20 protein-coding genes are annotated in these 22,667 nt (G+C 61.0%); 15 read left to right on the top strand and 5 right to left on the bottom strand.

Annotated features, from left to right (window positions below; all coding sequences use genetic code 11):
- Window positions 1-154: 154 nt before the first annotated feature.
- A complete protein-coding gene (locus tag CBR61_RS17015; RefSeq protein WP_172835971.1) occupies window positions 155-781 on the top strand; it encodes a LuxR C-terminal-related transcriptional regulator in 627 nt (208 codons plus the stop codon).
- A gap of 94 nt (window positions 782-875) precedes the next feature.
- Here the strand turns inward: CBR61_RS17015 and CBR61_RS14085 are convergent, their stop codons facing one another.
- Together CBR61_RS14085 and CBR61_RS14080 are read right to left on the bottom strand one after the other, a co-directional pair.
- Window positions 876-2,183: a sensor histidine kinase gene (locus tag CBR61_RS14085; protein WP_088914938.1), complete on the bottom strand. Its 1,308-nt coding sequence runs from the start codon at window positions 2,181-2,183 to the stop codon at window positions 876-878.
- Window positions 2,180-2,866 (bottom strand): response regulator transcription factor, encoded by a 687-nt coding sequence (locus CBR61_RS14080; protein WP_088914937.1) that lies wholly within the window; start codon window positions 2,864-2,866, stop codon window positions 2,180-2,182. Before CBR61_RS14080 ends, CBR61_RS14085 begins: the two co-directional genes overlap by 4 nt.
- 119 nt (window positions 2,867-2,985) lie before the next feature.
- Here CBR61_RS14080 and CBR61_RS14075 point away from each other — a divergent pair, with 119 nt between their 5' ends.
- The 10 genes from CBR61_RS14075 to CBR61_RS14030 all read left to right on the top strand — a co-directional run bounded on the left by CBR61_RS14075 (window position 2,986) and on the right by CBR61_RS14030 (window position 11,666).
- Window positions 2,986-4,050 carry a type 1 glutamine amidotransferase domain-containing protein gene (locus CBR61_RS14075; protein WP_157696605.1) on the top strand — a complete coding sequence of 355 codons (1,065 nt, stop codon included), beginning with the start codon at window positions 2,986-2,988 and terminating at the stop codon, window positions 4,048-4,050.
- Between the two features lie 50 nt (window positions 4,051-4,100).
- Window positions 4,101-5,456, top strand: coding sequence for a S41 family peptidase (locus CBR61_RS14070; protein ID WP_233996972.1), 1,356 nt, complete (start codon window positions 4,101-4,103; stop codon window positions 5,454-5,456).
- Entirely contained in the window at window positions 5,447-6,187 is a 741-nt protein-coding gene (locus tag CBR61_RS14065; protein ID WP_088914934.1) for a LuxR C-terminal-related transcriptional regulator, read from the top strand. Before CBR61_RS14070 ends, CBR61_RS14065 begins: the two co-directional genes overlap by 10 nt.
- Window positions 6,188-6,402: 215 nt before the next feature.
- Window positions 6,403-7,164 (top strand): iron-containing redox enzyme family protein, encoded by a 762-nt coding sequence (locus CBR61_RS14060; RefSeq protein ID WP_157696603.1) that lies wholly within the window; start codon window positions 6,403-6,405, stop codon window positions 7,162-7,164.
- Window positions 7,165-7,223: 59 nt separating this feature from the next.
- Entirely contained in the window at window positions 7,224-7,724 is a 501-nt protein-coding gene (locus tag CBR61_RS14055) for a cupin domain-containing protein (protein WP_088914932.1), read from the top strand.
- A 153-nt stretch (window positions 7,725-7,877) separates the two neighbouring features.
- Window positions 7,878-8,819, top strand: coding sequence for an ABC transporter ATP-binding protein (locus CBR61_RS14050; protein ID WP_088914931.1), 942 nt, complete (start codon window positions 7,878-7,880; stop codon window positions 8,817-8,819).
- Window positions 8,816-9,538 (top strand): ABC transporter permease, encoded by a 723-nt coding sequence (locus CBR61_RS14045; RefSeq protein ID WP_088914930.1) that lies wholly within the window; start codon window positions 8,816-8,818, stop codon window positions 9,536-9,538. Before CBR61_RS14050 ends, CBR61_RS14045 begins: the two co-directional genes overlap by 4 nt.
- A 330-nt stretch (window positions 9,539-9,868) precedes the next feature.
- Entirely contained in the window at window positions 9,869-10,594 is a 726-nt protein-coding gene (locus tag CBR61_RS14040; protein WP_088914929.1) for a response regulator transcription factor, read from the top strand.
- A gap of 101 nt (window positions 10,595-10,695) precedes the next feature.
- A complete protein-coding gene (locus CBR61_RS14035) occupies window positions 10,696-11,034 on the top strand; it encodes a PadR family transcriptional regulator (RefSeq protein ID WP_088914928.1) in 339 nt (112 codons plus the stop codon).
- Entirely contained in the window at window positions 11,022-11,666 is a 645-nt protein-coding gene (locus tag CBR61_RS14030; protein WP_088914927.1) for a hypothetical protein, read from the top strand. Before CBR61_RS14035 ends, CBR61_RS14030 begins: the two co-directional genes overlap by 13 nt.
- Window positions 11,667-11,730: 64 nt before the next feature.
- Here the strand turns inward: CBR61_RS14030 and CBR61_RS14025 are convergent, their stop codons facing one another.
- Both CBR61_RS14025 and CBR61_RS14020 read right to left on the bottom strand, forming a co-directional pair.
- Entirely contained in the window at window positions 11,731-13,035 is a 1,305-nt protein-coding gene (locus CBR61_RS14025) for a serine hydrolase domain-containing protein (protein ID WP_088914926.1), read from the bottom strand.
- Between the two features lie 46 nt (window positions 13,036-13,081).
- On the bottom strand, window positions 13,082-13,702 hold the full coding sequence (locus tag CBR61_RS14020) for a ferric reductase-like transmembrane domain-containing protein (RefSeq protein WP_088914925.1): 621 nt from the start codon (window positions 13,700-13,702) through the stop codon (window positions 13,082-13,084).
- Window positions 13,703-14,819: 1,117 nt separating this feature from the next.
- Between CBR61_RS14020 and CBR61_RS16910 the strand changes: the two genes are divergently transcribed.
- The 4 genes from CBR61_RS16910 to CBR61_RS14005 all read left to right on the top strand — a co-directional run bounded on the left by CBR61_RS16910 (window position 14,820) and on the right by CBR61_RS14005 (window position 21,923).
- Window positions 14,820-15,512, top strand: coding sequence for a hypothetical protein (locus tag CBR61_RS16910; protein ID WP_157696602.1), 693 nt, complete (start codon window positions 14,820-14,822; stop codon window positions 15,510-15,512).
- A 41-nt stretch (window positions 15,513-15,553) separates the two neighbouring features.
- Entirely contained in the window at window positions 15,554-16,327 is a 774-nt protein-coding gene (locus CBR61_RS16905; RefSeq protein ID WP_157696601.1) for a sigma factor-like helix-turn-helix DNA-binding protein, read from the top strand.
- Window positions 16,328-17,357: 1,030 nt separating this feature from the next.
- Window positions 17,358-19,709, top strand: coding sequence for a transketolase (locus tag CBR61_RS14010; RefSeq protein WP_088914923.1), 2,352 nt, complete (start codon window positions 17,358-17,360; stop codon window positions 19,707-19,709).
- 303 nt (window positions 19,710-20,012) lie between these two features.
- Window positions 20,013-21,923, top strand: coding sequence for a TonB-dependent receptor (locus tag CBR61_RS14005; RefSeq protein ID WP_088914922.1), 1,911 nt, complete (start codon window positions 20,013-20,015; stop codon window positions 21,921-21,923).
- A gap of 109 nt (window positions 21,924-22,032) precedes the next feature.
- Here CBR61_RS14005 and CBR61_RS14000 read toward each other — a convergent pair whose 3' ends face one another.
- On the bottom strand, window positions 22,033-22,629 hold the full coding sequence (locus tag CBR61_RS14000) for a TetR/AcrR family transcriptional regulator (RefSeq protein WP_088914921.1): 597 nt from the start codon (window positions 22,627-22,629) through the stop codon (window positions 22,033-22,035).
- Window positions 22,630-22,667 lie beyond the last annotated feature (38 nt).

Below are 22,667 nucleotides of genomic sequence, written 5' to 3'. Positions count from 1 at the left end.
GCCCTCGGCGGTGCGTCCTCTGCTTCCCTCGCAGGAGTTACAATCTGGGATCTGTTTCAGCCCGCGGATGTCAGCGAAAGGAGATACAGATGCTGCGCCCGAAATGGCTGTACCTGTCTCACGAGGCGGAAGAGTGTGGCCGCAACTACAGTGTGTGGCAATCGCCGAAACACTGCCGCTATACCAGGACGCCTTGATCAGGCTGACAAGACTGCAAAGCCCTGGTGCGGCAATCATCAAGGCCGGCTCGATCGATGAACTGCTGGAGCTTGGTTCGCGCGGGATCGCTCCTGACCTATTTCTGATCGATCTGTCCTTGCCGGGGACAGGTCTTGACATCGCCCTGCCAGATCTTCGAAGGCAACACCGCACGGCCGCGATAGTGTCTCTTGCAACCGATGATGATGCAGCGACGATTATGCAGTCGCTGCATTTTGGCAGTGATGGCTTCATTCACAAAAGCGTACCCGGCGAACGATGCATCGAAGCAATCGGCAAAGTGCTGTCCGGTGAATTCGTGGTCGAGCGCAGGCACGACAATGCAACGCCGCAGTCACAACACCACGAGAGCGTGATCAGGCTGAGTGGGCGTCAGGGCGAGGTGCTCGACCTGCTGGCACAGGGTGCATCCAACAAGGCAATCGCGCGCGAACTGGCAATTTCGCATCTCACCGTCCGGCTCCACGTATCGTCCTTGCTACGAATTTTCGGCGTCAGCCGGCGACAGGACGTTGCACCGAAGGCCCGGCTCATCGGTGTGCTCGCGAATTGCGGCACGTAGAAGGCCTTAGCCCGATGCCGGTCGACTTTTGAGCGGAAAACCGGCGTTTTAATCGTTGAACGGGCCCAGATTCACAGCTTGCGACGTGTCACTCTCACAACCGACTGCTGCGGTCTGCGCTCGTCCCCATCGCGCTCTGCACGGTGACCCTTGTTCCAGCGCCCGGGGCTGAATCGACAATCGTGAACCGAAGTCCACCGGCGTCGCAAAGCCGCTGGACGATAAGAAGGCCAAGCCCGCCGCCGATCGCCGGACCTTCACGATCCGTTCGTTCTTTGCTGCGGTCCGTCATTTCCATACCCACCCCGTCGTCAGCGATCGTCAATTGGTCGTCGGCGAAGGTGATGTCGAGGCGATGCGCCCTTGAATGCGCGAAGCTGTTGGCAATCAGATTGTTGATGATGAGTTGGAAGAGCGTCCTGTGCGCGACGATTGCAGCGTCAGGCTCGACGGATATCTTCGTCTCGATCGATGTGTCGGGAAATCGCTCGCGAACATCGTCGACGGCCTGCACAATGATCGGGCGCAGCACAACACGTTCGCGCGCGGTGCCCGCTTCTTCACGCGCAAGGGCGAGAAGCAGGTCGAGCGTGTTGACCATGTCCTGCGTTGCCGTGTCGATCCGGCGAAGTGATGCGACGCTGGCAGCGGAAAGGCCGGCCTCAAGGGCGACGATCTCGGCTGAGCCGCGTATCACCGCGATAGGCGTGCGCAGCTCATGACTAGCTTCGCGCGTGAAGGCCTGTTCGCGCGCGATGAAACCACTGATGCGCTCAAAGGCTGAAGACAGCTGGCTGGCAAGCATGCCGATCTCATTGCGCGGATAGCGTGTGGAATCGATCTTCGGCACGGGCATGTTCGCGCTTCCGACTTGTGACGCAAGTTCCTCGAGCGGCGCGAGCGCACGGCGCGCAAGAACAAATCCGAGCAGGCCGGTAACGAGTGCGATCGACCCGCCAAGGAGGGCCATGAAGGTAAGAATGAATCCAAGAGCAGGCCTTATGAAGAGATAGCGGCTGACTTCCGCGACCGCGAATGCCGACGTCGCGGCCTCATCGGGCGCCAACCGGAACCGCGCGACATGATAATGTCTTCCCTCCAGACCACGAAATTCTATTTGTTCCCGCTCCGCCCGGACTTGGTCTTTCAGGTCTGACGGAAGATCGCGAGAGCTGCGGTAGATGGATATGTAGCTGAGCCCCGGATCGGTGACTGTTCCGGTTCGTGCCCAGTTGGCCTGCTGCCGCGCAATCTCGTCATCCAGAGCCTGAACGAACTGGCGGTCCTCTACGGCATAGGCGATGCCGAGAGCGACAATTGCGAACACTGTGCTGTTGGCCAGAACTGCCGCCGCAATCACAAGTCCGATCCGGCGATGCAGCTTGAAGCCGGAACCGATCATTCCGGAACCTTCAGTCGGAAGCCGACGCCGTGGACCGTCTCGATGAGCGGCATCGCAAACGGTCTGTCGACAACCTGACGAAGCAGATGCATGTGTGCTCGAAGCGCATCAGATGGAGGAGGTTCTTCACCCCAGATCTGCAGAGTGAGGTCGTTGCGGCTGACGGGATTGGGTGCCCTCTCGGCGAGGGTCAGCATAATATCCCAGAGCACAGGCGATAGATGCAACGTTTCTCCGTCGCGGGTCGCTGTTCTTGCCTGTCTGTCGATGCGCAAGGGTCCGATGGCCAGCAAGTAGGGCTGATTGAGCTGCCTGCGCTGTCCGAGCGCCCCGATCCGGGCGAGAAGCTCGGCCAGCGAGAACGGCTTCACAAGATAATCGTCCGCGCCGTGCGCAAAGCCGGCAAGCTTGTCATCCAGCGTGTCGCGAGCCGTCAGCATCATGACCGGCACCCGCCGGAATGCGCGCCTGCGAAGCTCCGCGCACAGATCGAGACCATCACGGCAGGGGAGGGAAAGGTCGAGCAGGACCACATCGAAATCCCGGTAAAGTGCGTCGCGCAGGCCTGCTTCTCCATCGGCAGCATAGTGCACCCGATGATCGTGCGCCTCGAGGTACGCAATTATCGTGTCCGCGAGATCGGCATTGTCCTCCACAAGCAGAATATCGAACCCATTGGCCATGATCGTAGCTCCCGCGTGCGGCTGAAAACAGTTCGCGCAGATCCGGCGTCAAAATTCCGTCAAAGCCATCATGGCATTAATTTGAGCCGCAGCAAGCCAAGCATGTGTCGAAACCACCATTGGGAGATTTCGACATGCCAAGATTTGCGCAACAATTGATTGCGTTCCTGCTCATGCTTGCTTCGGCCCTTCTTCCGTTACCGGCAACCGCTGCGGCACCAGCCGGCAAGGTCTTGCTTGTGATTAGCAGCCACGGCGCGCAATCGGGGCAGGAACGTCCCGGCTTCGAGATGGATGAGCTCAGCCAGGCTTACGCGGTATTTGCCGACAACGGCTTCGATGTCGAAATCGCCAGCCCGCAAGGCGGCGAGCCAGTCGCAGACGAATACGATCCTCGAAAGCCCTATAACGCGCGCGCTCTGAGCGATCCCGATTTTCTCGCGAGCTTTCGCCAGACCCGCCGCCTCATGGATGTGAAGTCCGAAGCTTACCGTGCCATTTTTGTCATCGGCGGCAAGGGAGCCATGTTCGATCTTCCCATCAACACGGATCTCAAGCAGCTGATTGCCGCCACATACGAAGCCGGAGGGGTCATCGGAGCTGTTTGCCACGGGCCGATGGCGTTCGCCAATCTGCGGCTATCGGATGGCAGTGCTCTCGTTGCAGGCCGGAACCTGACTGGCTTCAGCAACGAGGAAGAGGCGCTGTTCGGCAAGCGCTGGGTCCCGCATTTTCCGGTCTTCCTGGAAGATGCTCTGCGCGGAGCGGGCGGACAGTTCAGCAAGGGCGCGATCATGCTGGATCATGTGGTGACCGACGGTCGGCTGGTTACCGGGCAGAACCCCTATTCCACGGCGAGAACTGCTGAAGCGGTCGTGGCGGCGGTAGGACTGCCTGCCGCGCCGCGTCAGCCCTATCCCGACGAGCGCAGTGTTGCAGCCATTCATTCGCTGCTTGAAGGGGCGGGGACCCAGGTTGCCGAAGCCATCGCATCCGACCCCGCTGGGTACGACATACCGCTGATCGCTGTCTGGGGTTATTATCGTACGCTCCAGGCAGGCACTGATCGCGCTATGCTGGTCCAGGGGCTTGCCGTGATGGAGCTTGCCGAACCGCATTTCGCCGATCCTGAATTCAAGCGCACAATGGGAGAGGTGCGCCAGCGCCTCGCAAGCAGCAAATGAGGGGCGGCATTACACGCAGGACCGCTCTGGGAGGCGCGGCCGGCTTGCTCATGGTCGGAACTGGAGCGGCGGCGCTGTTTCCCAAGTCGCCAAAGCCTGCTGCTCGGTTTAACCGCGAACAGCTCGTCTACGATCTCCGATTCTGGCGCCACGAAGTTTTCGCGCGCCACCCCCGCTACGCCGGTCTTGATAGACTTGAGCCTGAAACCGAGGCGGCCTTCCTCGATGCCATTGCGGCTTGCCGCAACGGGACTTCGCGCCAGGAGGCGTTCCGACTCATTGCAAGCGTGAACCCGTTTTTCCGCGATGCGCATACACTGCTCCTGCCTTGGATCTCGGGCAACGAACCATCGGATGACGACCGGAAGGTCCAATTCCCTTTCGGGATAGACGTAGCACCCGGCACCGGGATGCTGTTGCGCAGTACATGGAGGCACACTGAAACGGGTCAAATGCTGCGCAAGGGCACGCCACTGGCACATATCAACGGTGTGTCAGCAAGGCAGCTGATCGCTCAGCTGGAGCCGTTCAGCCACGGCGAAACACCCCTGCTGCGATCCCACATGTTGTCGGTCATGTTACCCGGGTGGTTGGATTCGGTCATGGGGTGGCGCGGTGCGTTCGACATCGGCTTCGGTCCTGCTTCCGGTGGATCCGATATTCGGTGGACCCCCGGCAAGGAATGGGAACCGCAGGAATCGGGACCGCGTGATTTGCCTCGGCTGAGTTGGCCGCAACCCGAAATCGCCTTCCTGAAGGTGCCGACATTCGACGTCGACGAGGATCCATCGACCTTCGAGAAGGCAATCGAGGCTGCCTTCGCCACGATCCGCGCACGTAACGCCGCAGGCCTCGTAATCGATGTCCGCGGAAACACGGGTGGCCAGAGCGATGCCGGAGCAGCGATCATCCGTCATCTGCTCGCTCAGCCGGTGGTTCAGGTTTCCCGTGCGCGCGAACGACTGAACGAGAACAACAATGGACTGCTCGGCTATCGTGGCAAGCCCGGCGAGATGCTGGAGTTCGACCTTGGCGACAAGGCAATCGAGCCTGTGGCCCCGGCGCAAAGATATCGCGGTCCGGTTGTGGTTCTCATGGATGAGCTCACCTATTCAGCTGGCATCCTGTTTGTGACTTCGGTTCAAGACCATCGCCTTGCTCTGCTTGCTGGCAGGCCGACAGGCGGATTTGCCAACCAGACCGGCAATATGATGCCGACGGTTCTACCGAATACCGGCTTTACGGGGTTCATAGCCACCCGTGAGTTCGTCCGCCCGAGTGGCGACGTGCGGCAGCAGCCGGTGACCCCCGACATTGCTTTTGACGGCGAACCGACAGCGGCTGACCTTGCCAGTTTGCTGGGCGAAGCGCGGCAACGCCTTGGTCGAGCGGTCTTATGGCCTTGACCAATCCGGCACGCCTCGTGGCCCGCTCGACTGCCATCGCCGACGCTGCTGGCCGCGAAGATGGCCTCCCCAAGACGGCTTTGCGGTGTCGCAGTATATTAGTTGACTGGCGATCGGTCCAGAAGGTGGTGATCGGCGAAACATTGCCGCTTTACCGTGACGCTCTCGCCGAGATGATGCAGTCGCTCTGTCCCGCTGCCGCCATCACACGAGCGAGATCGATAGGTGATGTGCTGAAATTAGCATCGAGCCGCGTTTCTCCCGATCTTTTCCTGATCGATCTGGCGTTGCCGGGCATCGATTTTGGGATGGCCCTGCCGGAACTGCGCCGGCAGAATCCCAAAGCGGCAATCATCACGCTTGCGACGGATTTCGACATCGCGAATGTGGCGCTGTCGATGCGTGCGGGCAGTAACGGCTTCATCCACAAAGCCGTGACGCGAAGGCGCTGCATCGCGGCTATCGGCAAGGTTCTGGCAGGCGGATACGTGATCGAGCGCGACGAGGGCCTGCCCGCCAACCCCGGTCATGCGGGCATCGTCCTTACCGCGCGTCAAAGCGATGTGCTGACGTTGCTGGCGCTGGGCGCTTCGAACAAGGCCATCGCACGCGAGCTCGGAATTTCGCACCTCACCGTCCGTTTGCATGTGTCCGCTCTGCTTCGCATTCTAGGAGTGACCCGCAGAAGCGAGGTGCCCCCCAAGGCGCGCATTCTAGGAATCCTGAAGTGACGGGCCCCGAGGGCTGGCTCGTTGCATTCCTCCCAATCACGCCTGCTGAAGGGGAGCATCGCCAGGCTTGTGGCTCGGATCGCCACTCGACGGTGTACCAGTGCATTGCCGATGTATCTGTCAAATCAACGCTGAAGCTATAGGCAACGGCCCGGCGCGCCTTTCTCGCTCACCTGTCGGGACCAATATGGAAGTACAACAAAAAAGGAAATCTCGTGTCCACGTCGATCGCTGATCTTATAGAGGAATCGCTGAGCCACCGTGCAGTCAATCATCCTTATCTGCGAGCGCTGTCAGATGGCGAACTGCCCGATACAAGATGGGCACTGACCGACTTTGCACGACATTACTATGGCTACTCCCTCCATTTTCCTCGCTACCTCACGACGGTGATCTCCAAGCTTGAGATCGCCGCACATCGCAACAGCCTGCTCGAAAATCTCACCGAAGAGTCCGGGGTCTACGGTGAAGAAGAGTATGCGGAACTTGCAGCTGTCGGCATTGAACGGGAGTGGATCGAGGGGATACCCCATCCCAAGTTATTCCAGCGGTTCCGTGAGGCAGCGGGCATCACGACGCCCTATGCGCAGGACGACGAGGCCATTGAGCTGGTCTGCTGGCGGGAGTCCTTTCTCGGCACTCTGACATATGGTTCGGCCGCCGAAGCGCTAGGCTCGCTTGGCCTTGGCACGGAAAATATCGTGAGCACCATCTACGTGCCCTTCGTGAAGGCACTTTCAAGAACGAACTTCGCTCCGCGCGATGCGGTCTTCTTCCCGCTGCACACGGCAGTGGACGATCATCATCAGGCGGCGCTTGAGGAAATTTCCCTTCACTTTGCAGCCTTGCCTTCAGGCAAAGGTGATCTGCGCAGGGGCATGATCAAGGCCCTGTCGCTTCGTTCGAGCTTCTGGGACTGGATGTACGAGCGGGCGCTGGCTTGCGCCGACGAACCGAGATTTGCTCTGGTCTCCTGACCCGCATTCCCGTCGATAACCATTCAGATAAAGTAACGAGCTGAGAGACGACATTACTCATGACGCCGGAACTCAAGACGATTGTGCAAAACATCGAAGAGCGCCAGCCGCTGGCTCGCGGAATTTTGGCCGAGAAATTCCACGCGGATCCCGCTAAAGATCATCGCAGCATCTATCGAAATCGCAATGACAAGCTGGGTATCGACTTTTCAGTAGACGTTCTGGATTTTCCTGGTGCGCAAACCTTCGACACGCGCATTGTACGAATAGCTGCGGGCTGCAAAAATGAATTGCACAAGCATGCGCACGAGTCCCTATTCTGTGTGATCGACGGCGAGGCGGAGGTCCGCATCGGCGATGAGTTCCTGAGGTTGATGTCCGGCGAACTCGCGTTCGTGCCGAGGTGGGTATTTCATCAAACCAGAAATGTGTCTGCCTCTCATGAACTGGTTCTGCTTGCCATTACGGATTTCGGGCTGACCAAGGCTGTGCTCGGCAATTATGACAAGCGGACAAGGCTTGCGGCAAATGGCGCTGACGCCATGACGCCGATTACGTGATCGAGTTTCCGGAGGGCTCGGATGATGGTGCTGAACGGCCTGCCTGAAGAATGGCCAGGCTGTGGAAACAGCATATGATCTGCGTTTGCACCTTACCGTGTCTTCGCCGCCGGTAATTCAGCTCCCAACTGAACATTTGCAAGGACGAGACCCATGCTCGCCATCGAGGCAAGGCAGCTGACCAAGCACCTCGGAGACACTGTGATTGTGAACATGCTCGACCTGAGTGTTCCTGAGGGCAGTGTCTATGGCTTTCTCGGACCGAATGGTGCCGGCAAGACGACGACCATGCGCTTGCTCCTCGGACTTCTTCGTCCGGACAGCGGATCCGTGCGCTTGCTAGGCCATGATCTTGCCCGAGAGCGCCGCAGGGCACTTTCGGCGGTAGGGGCCTTCATTGAAAGCGCGTCGCTTTATGAGCACCTCAGCGCCCGAGAGAACCTCGGGCTGACCCAGAGGCTGCTGGGCTTGCAGCCGAACGAGATCGATCGCGTGCTTGAGGTGGTCGATCTGCTGTATGCTGGCGCGAAGCGCGTACGGGATTATTCGCTCGGCATGAAGCAGAGGCTTGCGCTTGCCCGTGCCCTCCTAGGGGCGCCGCGGCTGCTGTTGCTTGATGAGCCGACCAATGGGCTCGACCCGGACGGGATCATTGCCATGCGGGCCCTCATTCGCGAACTGCCCGATCGTATCGGTGGAACAGTGTTTGTCTCCAGCCACATGCTTTCCGAAGTCGAGCAGACTGCCAAGGATGTATGCCTGATCCGTAAGGGCTCGATCGTATTGCACGGCCGGGTATCGGAACTTCTGAACGGCGATGCGGAGGTTGAGATCGCCCTTGATCAACCAATGACCGCTCTTGCGAGACTTGCCGCGGCGGGGATGCGTGCTTGTCTGGGCGATAGCGACACCATCCGACTGAAATGTTCCCGGGGAGATCATTCCACCGCGATCGAGGCCAACAGGCTTCTCGTGAGTGAAGGTTTCGCGGTCCGATCGATAGTGCCGTGCAAGCGCAGCCTTGAGGATCTCTACCGGACCACTCTGACGGCCAGCGTAGTGGACAGCCATGGCACACCAAGGGTGGCAGCATGATCACGCTGATCAGGAATGAACTGCAGAAGCTTAAGGGTTCCCTCGCTTTGCTCGTCGCTGTTGCCGCACCGGCGCTTCCGGGGCTGCTTGTGATGCTCGGTCTCGTTTCGAAGGACTCGCCGGCTAACTGGTCGGACAGCTACAAGTTGGCATTGCCACTTTGGGCATTGTTCCTGGGTCCAATGGTGATAGCGGCATTCACCGCTCTGACCGGCCAGATCGAGCATCGCGGGCGGGGCTGGGATCATATCCTTGCCTTGCCAGTGCCAAGGTGGCGGATTTTCGTCGCAAAGATTGTCGTCACTTACGGCGCCCTTGTCGTCATGACTGCCCTTGTCATCGCCGGTGCCGGTCTGGGTACCTTGGCTGGCGGAGCCATGGGCGGCGGTGTGCCAGTCGAGACCTTCCCTTGGGAGAAGTTGCTGAAGACCAGCCTGCTTGTCATGGCTGCAATGACCACTCTGGTCGCTATCCAGATTTGGGTCTCATTGCGCTTTGTCAGTTTCGTGGTGCCGCTCGTTACCGGAATTGGGGGCGCCCTGGTCGGACTGTCGGTCCTGATCACCGGGACGCAGAAGGCCGAGTGGTTTCCATGGGTTCTGCCCTTCAACGCCATTGTTTCGCCCGACCCCTATCCGTTCGCAATGACGGGGCTGTTCTGTGGTTTGGCCATCATTGGCATTATGGTGCCGCATCTCTCGAGGCACCAGTTCCGCTGACAAGGATTTCCGTTCACGCCTTAATGCGGATTTGGGAGGGCACCATGGGTAAGCCCATGAAAGCATTCAAACAGAAGGTTGTGGCGAACCTCCTCGATGCGCCGCTCCAGAGGTCAATCAAGGCGGGCGCCGCGCTGCAAGTAATGTCAGCTGCACGGGCACAGAGCCGCTCGGCCAAATTGCCTTAATGAAACAGATGCACATGAGTGATGTTATGCACTCGGTTGCATAAGAGTTCTTGGCTTGGTATATATGCACTATGTTGCATATCAGAGCAGTCTGGCATGACCGGACCAGATCGACACAGCATCCACTGTGAGAACCGCGCTGATGCCCGGCAGCCGTAGATTTCTTGAGCGTGCCGTGCATTCCGGCGGCGGTTCGCTGGAGCTGGCGAGCGGTTGCAGTCCAGCTTGGCCGCAGGTCGGTTGCGTGCTGATTGCCGATGCGGTGCCGCTGTTCCGCGACGGACTGGCGCGGCTCGCGGAGGCTTCCTGCTCCGGCGTGCGCGTAATTCAGTCTGGCAGCATCGGCGACATTTGGCGGCTTGCCGCACAGGACCGGTTGCCGGACCTCTTTCTTGTCGATCTAGGCCTGCTTGGCCTCGAGCTCGGTTTCGAGCTTGCTCGCCTGCGCAAATGCTATCGCAGCGCATCGATTATCGCCATGGCGCACGATGCCGACGCCGCGACCATCACCGCTGCCATGCGTTCTGGCTGTAACGGCTTCATTCACAAGGGGCTGCCCCGAGAGCAATGCGCTTGGGCGATCGGCAGAGTGTTGGCCGGCTTCTGTGTGGTGGAGCACAGCGAGGCCGATCCTGCGGACTCGCGACAGATCCAGATTGATAATAAGAGCGCTCTTACGGCGCGTCAGAGCGCCGTACTCGGCCTCCTTGCCGAAGGTGCATCCAACAAGGCGATCGCCCGCGAACTTGGCATCTCCCACCTCACAGTCCGCCTTCACGTCTCCAGCCTTCTGCGCATCTTCGCTGTCAACCGCCGAACCGAGGTCGCACCCAAAGCGCGCATTCTCGGAATGCTGACACCTGCCTGATCTGCGCGCTTTGCTGCGGATCCTTGCGACACCTTGGCGGCGTTTTGCAACTAGCGGTCCCTTTGTTGACGCCTAGTAATGCAAGGCGTAAGCTCGCCATCATGAACGCCGAAATGCTCAAGGGTCATCTCGACAACATCCTGCTCGCGGCTCTCCGTTCGGGGCCGGCTCACGGTTACGGCCTTATCGAAGTGCTGCGGCAGCGCAGCGGCGGGCATTTCGACTTGCCGGAAGGCACGGTCTATCCGGCCCTGCACCGCCTTGAGCTTGCCGGCCTCATCGAGAGCAATTGGGAACAGTCACCTGGTGGCAGGCGTCGTCGCGTTTATATGCTGACCCGGAAGGGCAGCACGTCACTTGACCAGAGGCAGTCCGACTGGGTCAGGTTCTCAGAGGCGATCAGCCACTGTCTGAGCGAAGCCAAGCTGTGTCACAGCTGATTCAGGAATACCTGCTGAGCATTGAGCGCAAGCTTGATTTCGACTCAGGACTGGCGCTGCGTGCTCGCGAGGACGTGGAGGAATACCTTCACGAGTTTGCCGCGGACCGGCATCTTGGAGCGCAAGACGCTGTGCAACTTGCGATTGCAGGCTTTGGAGATTCCGATTCGGTTGCGAGACAGTATGCAGCCTCGGGGCTGGGACGACAGATCAGTCAGACATGGCTCACCCTCATTCTGGCAATGGCGGGTGCATTCGCCGCCATGCGCCTTCGCGCCATGACCTTCGGCGTGGAGGTGAACGAGCTGTTCAGCGCACTTCTCTGGCTTGATCGCTTCGCCTTGGCCACATGCCTTTGCTTCGCGGCGATCGGCCGTTTAGGTTTCTCCTTCCGCCTGCCACTGCAAGTCTGTTCCCCGCGCACAGCTTTCAGGATTGCGATGCTGGCCATAGCCTGTTCGGTGGCCTTCGGGCTCTCCCGTGCGGCGCTCGCAAACGCGGTGAATTTGACGGGCTGGCCTGCGTTGATCGTCATTGCCACCGCCGCTGCCGAGATAATCGCGGTCGCTTTTGTGGGTATACGTGTGCGCAAGATGGACAGATATTTCTTTCGAGCATCCGCTGCGGGCTGAGAGCTCTTCGAGTTTCTCTCCCCCCTGAATTTTTGTCCGGCAGCGCCTCGGCATAGCACAGGACTCATTTACTCACGGCATTCACGATCGCAGAAAATGCCGCCTTGTCGAGCGCGTGCGTCTGAATCGTGTCGCCTGCCGGATTGGCCGAAAGTTTCACGATCACCACATTGTGCTTCGGATTGATCACGAGGTGCTGACCGAACAGCCCTTTCGCCTCGATGGATCGGTCGGCATCGCCGGGAACCCACCATTGGTTGCGGTAGCTGTAACCGGAACGGATCGAAGCTTGCACCGATTGGGCGAACGCATTCCGGGCAGAGCCGTCATGAAGCACGTCGATCGAAGACCTGCTGAGAACTGCATCCGGACGACCTCCCTTGTCGATCACCGCCTGTCCCAGCCGGGCGAGGTCGAGCGGTGTGGCCACCAAGCCTACGCTGCCAATGTTCAGACCATAGGGGTCTACGATGTAATAGGCGTCGTCCTGTGCTCCGATCACCGACCACAGTTGCTGCGACACCATTTCGGAGAGCGATGTGTCGGAGGTGCGCTGGAGAATCCAGGCAACGACCTCGGTGTCGGCAGACATATATGCGAATGCCCCGCCATGCCCTGACCCTGCGCTGATCGTCGCAAGATAGTCATACATGTTCCGGGCGACAGGAAGATCCTTTGGCGGGGCGAGCAAACCTGCGGCGAAAAGATATCTGAAAACGTCGGCCTTGGGGTCCGAGAAGGATTCCCGATAGGCAATGCCAACCCGCATATCGAGGGCGTCTTGCAGTGTCGCGCCTTCCCAGCCGCTGCCCTGAAGCTCGGGGAGGTAGGCGGTGATCTGCTTGCCACGATCAAGTCTTCCATCCTCGATCGCCTTCATGGCAAGTAACCCTACGATCGACTTGCTCATCGACCACAGGGCGTGAGGGGTCCGCCCGGTCATGCCGGGATCATACTGCTGATAGACGATTCTGCCCTTGTGCAGCACGACGAGCGCGTCGGTGTGAGTGCGTTTCTGCCATTCGGCTAGCGACAGCGTTTCCTCACCTGCGGCGACAAACTCGATCTTCGCGAGGTCCCTTTGCTTTCCGACAATAAGTGAGCTTGCTCTCTCGGGCCGTCTCACGGTTTGCGTAGGGTAGAGTTGGCGCAGGTTGCGGAACGCCCAGCGCAGATTTTCCGGCCTGAGGATATTGGCCTTGCTCACCACCGTGTCAGCCGCCGGAGGAAAACCATTCATCCTCGCCTGAGATGAAGTTGCAACGGGTTGGTCAACACTCGGCTTGTCCTGCCATGCCATGACCGGACCGCTGAGCAATAGCCCTCCTAAGCTTGCACAGGCGAGAAGAACTGGGGCACGTCTTTTCATTTTCGAGTCCTTTGTGTCGGGAGGGTTAGATGGCTGGGTGCAGCCGTCACGCCGCGAGCGGCCTGCGGGCGGCGCGGCGCGCGAGAAGGCGCAGCGCTACCGCAAGAAGAAGAAGTGCGACCGGGATGATGTAGAACTCACTGACCGGAATACGCTTGGCATTCGAGAGCACGAAATTGCCCCACACAACCCAGACGGCGAGCGTGTGGAACTGCTTCCAGCGGGCGGGCCCCAGCTTCCGCACGGCGCCGTCAAAGGATGTGGCGGCCAGAAGGGTGATGAAGAGATATCCGGTGCCGCCCAGAACCAGGTTGATAGTTTTGACCATCGACCAGAAAGTGACAGGGTCGGCGTTGAGGAACATGACCAGCAGCAGGGCGTGCATGAGGTGTGAAAAGGCAAAGCTCAGCCCGAACCACCGCCTGTTGCGAACGAGGAAAGCTGTTGAAGAGCTCGGCCACAGCTTTTGCAGCGCCGAGGCACAGAAGGCGATAAGGAACAGCGCCAACGAAAATCGCGCCGTCAGGCGCACAGCGAACCGAATGGATTCAACGCTGAAGGTGCCAGCATAAAGCACCCCCATGACCACTACACCGATTGCCGACGCAATCAGCAGGAACAAAATCCGCCCCGTGATCGCCGGGGTTGTGGCATTTCGCGTCGTCATCTCGGGTCTCCCGCATTACCTAGAATCGCTAGGTATTCGAGAATACCTAGCTATGCAAGATTAATCCGGGATCTTGGCTTCGAGCTTGTCCTCGGGCATCGGGCAAAACACGTCGGGTCGGGAGTGGACGGAATATCGATGATTGGAGTCGGTCACGTTGATATTGACCGATTCCCGGAGCCCTTGAGCATCTCTACTGCTGAGGCCGCCCGTCGAGTGCGTGTCTCTGGCTTGTCACCCGAACCAGCAAGCGACCCATCGGTCAGCTCGAATACGTCGACCGACCCGATACCCGTCGTTCCGTTGTGGCTATAGTCAATAAACCACTGCCCTCCGGTCTGCCGCGTTGTGGCAGTACCGTGGTCTTCGAAATCAGCAGCCCCGAAAGAACCGCCGTCGATGTCGCCAATGCCTCCGTTTCCAGGAATGGCTTGGCAGTCGGAGATGTTGATGGTGACCGTTCCGCCGGCCGCAACCGTGGCGGCCTGGGCCGGGCATTCGCCCGAGGTGTGTTGTGCATGAGCGGGGCTAACGGCGAGCAGATGCCCGCATAGCAGCAAGGCAGCTCCGACTGCCTTCCGAAGCGAATTCCGTATGCCGCCGCCCATTGCGATACCCCTGACGTTCGATCGCGACAAACAATGGCGAGTCTGGGGCGCGCGGATAGCACTGGCGCATTATTTTATAGTATTCAGCGATGTACTAGTACAATCTCGTTGGTGTTGTCAGCTTTGGAGCTATTGACAAGTGACTGCTGTCGGTACCGGAAATATGTCATAACCAAGTATATGGGGCACGCCACCAGAGCATGCGGACAAATATTCATTGGAGCAGTGCACCGGAAATGGATTGCCCACTAACGATTGCCGGGGAGGGACTGGCCTCGCCGCTTATTTGCTGAAAAGGCCCACGAGCCCGCGATTGTGCATCGCAAGGCCGTCCCGTCATCGAGCGGCGCGCGCCTCGGGCGTCGACCGCCCTGCGGATTGCACTGGTGCGCCGGAACTGTTCCAAAGCCTTAGGTCGAGCGGCATGATATCGTCTGGATCTGGCCGGCAACTCGTTCGCCCGACGGTGCTTCCGATGTCGAGCAGCCACATTGCGGAAGGCAGCCATCATGCTTCTGACATTTCTTGCAGCCGCGACAGGCACCGCAGTCGAACAATCCGACATGCAGGGCGCACGCCTTGAAGCGGGGGAGATTTGCTATTCCATTCTCGCAGGAGGCAAGCCTGTCGGGACGACGCGTCAAATCATCACGCCACGGGAGGAAAATGGATTTCCGGTATGGGATATCGTGGTGCACCAGCGAGCAGGCGGCGGTGCCTTTGATATGCGCGACCACTTCGTTCTTGTGCGGGACACGATGCTGCCGCTCCGCATGGAAAGTGCGCGCGGGCGTGAACGGAGCGAGCGTGGCTGGCACCGGGTCAACATCACCTACTCCGACAACCGTATCAAGGGAACGAAGGAAACAGCTGCCGGAGTCACTCCTTTTGATGTGCCGCTCTCGGACCCTGTTTGGGACGGCAACCTTTGGGGTGCCGCATTTGCAGCATTGCCGCTTGCCGAGGGCGGGCGCTATGAGATCCCATTCTGGCAATACGACAAGGGCTTCGGTTCCTTCACGGTACGCGTCGTCGGCACCGAGGACGTCGAAACTCCTGACGGCACCCTTTCAGCATGGATTGTGGAAGCAGGGGATCAGCCAGAAGCGTTGCTCCGATACCAGATCGCAAGAAGCCCACGGAAGGAACTCGGTTACCGATCCGCACGCGGTGCGCAGCAAATCGATAAAGGCTGCGATTAAGCGCCACTTAAGAGCTAAGTACCAGATATCGGTACTTGGAGATGCAGGGCGTCAAGTTCACCATGCCGAGCATGGCTCAAAGCGAACTTCCTCCTGGCAGCGGCAGGCACGCTGCGCTCGAACGACTTACCGATCGCGAGAAAGAGTGCTTGCTGCGGCGGCTGCATCATCAAACCGCCAAGGAAATGGCGATCGACATGGGGCTGTCATCTCATGCCATCGAAAAACGTCTCAAGATGGCTCGGACCAAACTTGGTGTTTCGTCGTCGCTTCAGGCCGCCCGCCTGCTGGCGGCAAGTGAAGGGTACCAGATCACAGGACCCCTGCCGACGGACCTCGACGAAGCGCAAACCTCGGCCAAAGCTCCTCATCTCCAAACAGTGCTCACCGGAGCATGCCTTATGTTTGCAGCTGTTATTGTCGTCATGTTGGTAGCCGGTCCTGGTGCCGAACCCTTCGCCCTTCCAAGGCCAGGCGAGATTATCGTCTCGGGCCCTTCGACGTTTGATGAACTCGATAAGGACAGGAGCGGTTTCCTCGAAGGCGAAGAGGCTCCTGCGCTTGCTCAGTTTGGTGGAGACGCCGAGTATGAGCAGCTCCCTGACGGTAGTGTACACTTAAGTGGTGATTACGTTACAGTTATCGAAAGCAGCGGGCTTCGGGACAGATTTTATCTTGAAGCCGATGCTGATCGTGATGGGAAGGTTTCAGCCGCCGAATTCAGTCGCTGGGCCGGGATAAGGACCACGGTGCAAGAGCCTGCCGGCTGTGCGGAGCGGACCGAAAGCTGTCCTGCGGGTCAAAGCAGGGGCTGAAACTCTATTGGAATGCATCGCACCGGCAAGCCGCACCGACATGCCCAATCCCTTCGGTGCGACCAAGGCTAGTCAATCGTCACAGCCGACAAGGCGTGTGGCATGGGGCGGGTGACGCGCGCAGACCGGACGCCGATTCAGACGTTTTCGCCGTGAAAGCTAGCGTTCGTTGCCCGCCCCGAACGTGTCGCCCTCTTTTACTCGCTCGCGTTGCTACATCAAGCCGAGGGCGGGTGCCTTTTACCTCGCGAGAGGAGCTCCTGAAAGCCGCCGTTCGCAAATCCGCCCATCACCGGTCATGAGCGAGCTCGATGCACGGTCCTTAAAGCAGCATGGCGGGTTTTGGCGGAAGCGGACGTTCATTGCCCTTACTGGGAATGCCCGTCCCTGAATCGAGAGCTGCCGACGTTGAGTGCATGATCGGACGGTGGGGGTATTGCAGGGGATATCATGGAGGTCGCAGTCTAAGTTTTCGTTCTAAATCAACTGCGATTCGTTCGCTAAATGCTCCTCCTCTGCTACCAGCGGTATCCATCCACTAGCTTCCACAATCCCTTTCGTTTGCGCCCCGTCGAAAACAAAGTTCGCGGTGGCGAAAGGCGAACTGACCCAAGCTTGAATGCGTGCCGACTTTCGCCGAAACCAATCAAATAAACTGGGGGCATTGTTGGGGGCACAAGTTCGGAATTGCGCATGTTTAATGACTTTAAATCAACGAGATAAAGGACGCAGTAGGATCCCACCCTCTCCGCCAAGCATCTTTATTGCGAATTTCCAGTTCCGAGCGGTGCCGCCGCTAATCCGGGATCCAAGTCCTGCCTCGATGCACCAAGCATCGTGTGGGAGCAGATATCCCAGCCAGCCGCTTCGAATGACCGTGCTTGGGACTTTGCGGACAGTCACGTGTTTTGTGCAAGCGGCCGCTCTCCTGCCGCAACCGATGGTCGACACGCAGCCCACCACGCGGCTGATCGACCTTGCATGACCTCGCAAATTGCAGCAGCGCCTCTCCCATACGGAGCCTCGACCCATGCCTGATGCCGACCTGACCACGCCTCAAGCCGCTAGCGATACCGGCCACATCGCCATGCTCGAAGCGATCGAGCAGCGGCTGCGCTGGCTGTCATCGTGGACGGTGCACAATGCGAACAATCTGCGTCTCAAGCGTGACGGGCTGAAGGTCGGCGGGCATCAGGCATCGTGCGCCTCGATGACCGCGATCATGACCGCGCTCTATTTCCATGCGCTGGGGCCGAAGGACAAGGTGGCGGTGAAGCCGCACGCCGGGCCGGTGCTGCACGCGATCCACTATCTGCTGGACGAGCAGACGCGCGAGAAGCTTGAGGCGTTTCGGGGGCTGGGCGGGGTGCAGTCCTATCCCAGCCGCACCAAGGATACAATTCCCGTCGACTTCTCGACCGGCTCGGTCGGCCTCGGGGTGGCGGTGACGGCGTTCAGCAGCCTCGTGCAGGATTACCTCGTCGCGCACGGCCAGCTCGCCGAAGCCGACACTGGCCGGATGATTGCGTTGATGGGCGATGCCGAGCTGGACGAGGGCAATATCTACGAATGCCTGATCGAGGGCTACAAGCACGACCTCCGCAATTGCTGGTGGATCGTCGACTACAACCGCCAGAGCCTCGATGCGACCACGGCGGACCGGATGTTCCGCCGCTTCGACGATATCTTCGAGACCTGCGGCTGGCGGGTGGTGACGCTGAAGCACGGCAGGCTCCAGCGCGAGGCGTTCAAGCGGCCCGGGGGCAAGGCGTTGGAGGACTGGATCGAGAACTGCCCCAATGCCGACTTCGCGGTGCTGACCTATCTCGGCGGCGCGGCGTGGCGCGAGCGGTTGGAGCGGGATCTGGCGGGCGTACGGGGCGTGGCCGAATTGCTGGCCGATCATGACGATGCCGCGCTTGCCCGGCTGATGACCAACCTTGGCGGGCATTGCCTCGAAACGCTGACGCAGGCCTTCGACAGCGTGACCGACGACAAGCCGACGCTGTTCATCGCCTATACCGTCAAGGGCTACGGCTTACCGCTGGCCGGGCACAAGGACAATCACTCCGGCATGATGAACACCGCGCAGATCGAAGGGCTGCGCGCCGAACTCGGGATCGAACCGGGGCAGGAATGGGACAAGTGGGCGGGTCTCGGCGACAATCTCGCCGCGCGGCTCGAGGCGCTGGTGAAAGACAGCCCGATTGCCCGCAAGGCCGCCGAACACCGCGCGCCTGCCGTGCCGGTGCCGGCCTTGCCGGTGCCGGAAGGGGCGGTGCAGTCCACACAAGCAGCCTTCGGGCGCATCCTCTTCGATCTCTCCAAGTCCGATGCGCCGCTCGCCGACCGGATCGTGACCACCGCGCCCGATGTGACCCAGACCACCAACCTCGGTGCCTTCGTCAACCAGCGCGGGCTGTTCCGGCGGCAGGAACTGGCCGACGTGTTCCAGAAGGCCAAGATCCCTTCCGCGCAGAAGTGGTCTGCGCACACCGCCGGCCAGCACATCGAGCTGGGGATCGCCGAGAACAACTTCTTCCTCGCGCTCACGTCGCTGGGGCTGGCCGCGCCGCACTTCGGCACGCGGCTGCTGCCGGTGGGGACGGTCTATGATCCCTTCATCGCGCGCGGTTTGGATGCCCTCAACTATGGCTGCTATCAGGATGCACGCTTCCTGCTGGTGGGCACGCCTTCAGGCATCACGCTGGCGGGCGAGGGCGGGGCGCACCAGTCGATCAACACGCCGCTGATCGGAATGGGCCAGCCGGGGCTCGAGAGCTTCGATCCTGCCTTCGCCGACGAGGTCGCGCTGCTGATGCGCTGGGCGTTCGAGCATATGCAGGCCGAGGGCGGCAGCTCGGTCTATCTGAGGCTCACCACCCGGCAGATCGAACAACAGGCGCGCTCCGACGACAGCTGGCAGGCAGGTGCCGTCGCCGGGGCTTACTGGCTGCGCGAACCCGCCCCCGGTGCCAAGGCCGCGATCGCCTATAGCGGCGCGGTTGCCCCCGAGGCGCTGTCTGCGTGGGAGCAGCTCACCGACGACATCCCCGGCCTCGGCCTCCTCGCCGTGACCTCGCCCGACAGGCTGCACCGCGACTGGTCGCGGTCGCGCGCTGCGCGCTGGAACGGGGGCACGCGCCAGCCGAGCCACATCGAGACCCTGCTCGGCCGGCTTGCCCCCGATGCCGGCCTCGTCACCGTGCTGGACGGATCGCCTGCGGCGCTTTCGTGGCTCGGCGGGGTGCGCGGGCACCGTGTCAGCCCGCTCGGCACCGACCGCTTCGGCCAGACCGGAGACCTCCCCGATCTTTACCGCACCTACCGCCTCGACGAGGAAGCAATCTTCGAAGCCATGGCAGAGCTGTTCCTCGGCTGATCGGGTCCCTAGTCGCTCGACAGCTTCACGCTCAAGGCCGACAACCCCGACGCCCTGCCGGCCAGCAGGCGGCGGCGTGAAGCACGCCGGAAATGAGGGCTCGCAAATTTTGTCCTTCCACGATGCGCGACAGATGATATGAGATAACATCATACATCAATCCCGGAAGGCTGGAAGATGAAATCGATTGCCCTGGCAACAGGCTTGCTGTGGGCAAGTTCCGTCTCCGCCCAGGACCAGACACCCCGGCAAGAAGACCGTGAGGCAACGCCCGAGAAGAATGGGGCGAGTCAGCCGACCGATTTGCCGGACACGCAAACGGATCCGTCGCAGCGCGGCGGCCCTTCCAGCATTGCGCTGGTCAATCGCTCCGAAGAGAACGTCATCACCCAGGCATCCGATGCCTTCGGGACCAGCGTGGGCGATGAGACCATCGGTCTCTACAGCGGCGGCAATGTGCGGGGGTTCTCCGCTTTCGCCGCGCAGAACGTGCGGATCGAAGGGCTCTACTTCGACAACCAGGGCCCGCTCAGCGATGCAGTGCGCGCCGGATCGACGATCCAGGTCGGCATTTCGGCGCTCGGCTACCCGTTTCCGGCGCCGACGGGGATCGTGGATTTCGCTTTCCGGCGCGTGGGCGAGCGGCCCGTGGTCAGCGCCCGCACCGGATTCGGTGATTTCTTCGCGCCCTTCGCCACCGTCGATGCCGCACTGCCGCTGACCGGCAGTCTCGACCTCAATGTCGGTGCCGGGGTCGAGGAGTTCATCTACCCCGATGGAGCGGATTTCTGGTTCGTGCGTTACGGCGGGGTGATGCGCTGGCGCCCTGCCGACGGCGTGGAGCTGACCGGATTCTACAGCCGCTACGACTATTTCGACGAGGAGACGACACCGGTGATCTTCACCGCCAGTGCCTTCCTCCCCCGCCGTGTCGCCCGCAACCGCTTCGTCGGTCAGGACTGGGCCGACTGGGCGGGCCATTCGCAGAATTTCGGCGGCATGGCGAAGGTCACGCGCGGGGGCTGGCGGATCGGGCTGGGGCTGTTCTCCTCGCGCTTCACCATCGACCGGTTCGGCGCGAATTTCTTCGCCAGTACGCGGGCCGATGGCAGCGCCGAACGGCAGGTCCTGCTGGGCCGCGATCAGGTGTCCCAATCCTATTCGGGCGAGTTGCTGGTCGAGCGTGAATTCGCCGAAGGTCCGCGCCGCCATCGGCTGCTGGCTTCGGCAAGGTTCCGGCGGGTTGATGACGACCTTGGCGGCTTCGCTTTTCGCAGCCTCGGCCCCGGCACGATCGACGTCGCCGATCCGGTTACCGAGCCCGCCGTCGCCTTCGGCGCGCTGACCCGCGACGAGATCGGGCAGGAGACCGGTGCGTTGGGCTACGAGATGCAATGGCAAGGGCTGGGCGAATTCAATCTCGGGGTGCAGAAGACCCGCTATCGCAAGGAAGTGCGCGCGCCCGGTCTTGCTCCGACCGCCAACGAGGACAGTCCGATCCTGTGGAACGCCTCGGCCGCGATCACGGCGATCGAGGGGCTGGCGATCTATGCCGCGACCACGCGCGGGCTGGAGGAAAGCGGCACCGCGCCGTCCTTTGCCGCCAACGCCAACCTCACTCTACCCGCCTTGCGCACCCGGCAGGTCGAAGCCGGGGTGCGCTGGACGCTGGCCAAGGACGTCAAGCTGATCACCGGGCTGTTCGACGTGCGCCGCCCCTATTTCGAGCTCGATACCGACAACGTCTTCCGCGTGCTGGGCGACGTGAAGCACCGGGGCGCGGAAATCTCGCTGACAGCGAGGCCCGTGCCGGGGCTCAATGTGGTGGCAGGAGCGGTCCTGATGCGTCCGCGCGTTACCGGCGAGGCGGTGGAGCAAGGCTGCCTGGGCGAACGACCGCTGGGCCGGGTGGGCACGACACTCGACCTCAGGATCGATTATCAGCCACCGGCCTTCGATGCCCTCTCGGTCGATCTCGGCATCAACTACACAGGTGACCGAGCCGCGCGCATCGACAACACGCTGTTCATCCCCGAGCGCGCGCTTGTCGATCTCGGCACGCGCTACCGCTTCAGGCTCGGCCGCACGCCTGCCGTGCTGCGCGCACAGATCGCCAACCTGACCAATGTGTTCGGTTGGAACGTCACGGGCGGCGGGGGCTTCCAGTTCATCGCCTCGCGGCGGTTCAACCTGTCGTTTTCGGCTGACTTCTGAAGCCACCCCTTGGCGGTCATGGGCGGGGCCGCGCCGCTGTCCGGCTGTTCGTGGCGGTGGAGATGCCTGATGACACCGCGCGCGGCGCCATCGTCTGACACGGGGAGTTCTAGGGCTGGTGCAGCTTCATCTGCCCGAGCAGCGCCAGAGCTTCCTGCGCGGAGCCCGGCGGGGTGGTCCTTGACATCTCAAGCATGACTGCGCCGTGGAGGGTCGACCAGACCAGCGTTTCCATCGCCAGCGCGCGGGCTCTGGGTATGCCCCGCGCGATCAACTCCGTGCCGTAGACCGAGAGCGTCGCCCGCGCCCGCGCCACCGCCGCGCCCAACGCCCCATCGCCGCTGTCCTCCTGCTGATGGACTTCGAACATCAAGCGGTAGGTGTTCGCATTGGCGAACGCGAAGTCGATATAGGCCCGGCCCGCCGCCATGGCCTTGGCTGCGCTGCCTCCGGGCGTGTCGGCATAGGCCTGCTCGAGCTCGGCGGCGAAGGCTTCGAAGCCCCGGATGCGCACCGCCGCGAGGATCTCGTCGCGGCTGGCGAAATAGCGATAGGGGGTCATCGGACTGATCCCCATGGCCCCGGCGATCTGGCGCATCGAGACGTTCTCCGCGCCATGCTCGGCAAACAGGCGTGCGGCCACGTCGCACAGCTCGGCCTTGAAGCGGGCAAGATCATCCTGGCTCAACGGGCGCGACACGGACATCCTCCAATCCTTGCGCCAGGAGCGTAGCGGGCAGGGAT

The organism is Porphyrobacter sp. CACIAM 03H1, assembly GCF_002215495.1.
In the GTDB taxonomy this organism is placed as follows: domain Bacteria; phylum Pseudomonadota; class Alphaproteobacteria; order Sphingomonadales; family Sphingomonadaceae; genus Erythrobacter.
The sequence above is the reverse complement of the archived record's forward strand: the minus strand, read 5'-3'. Positions and strand labels throughout refer to the sequence as shown.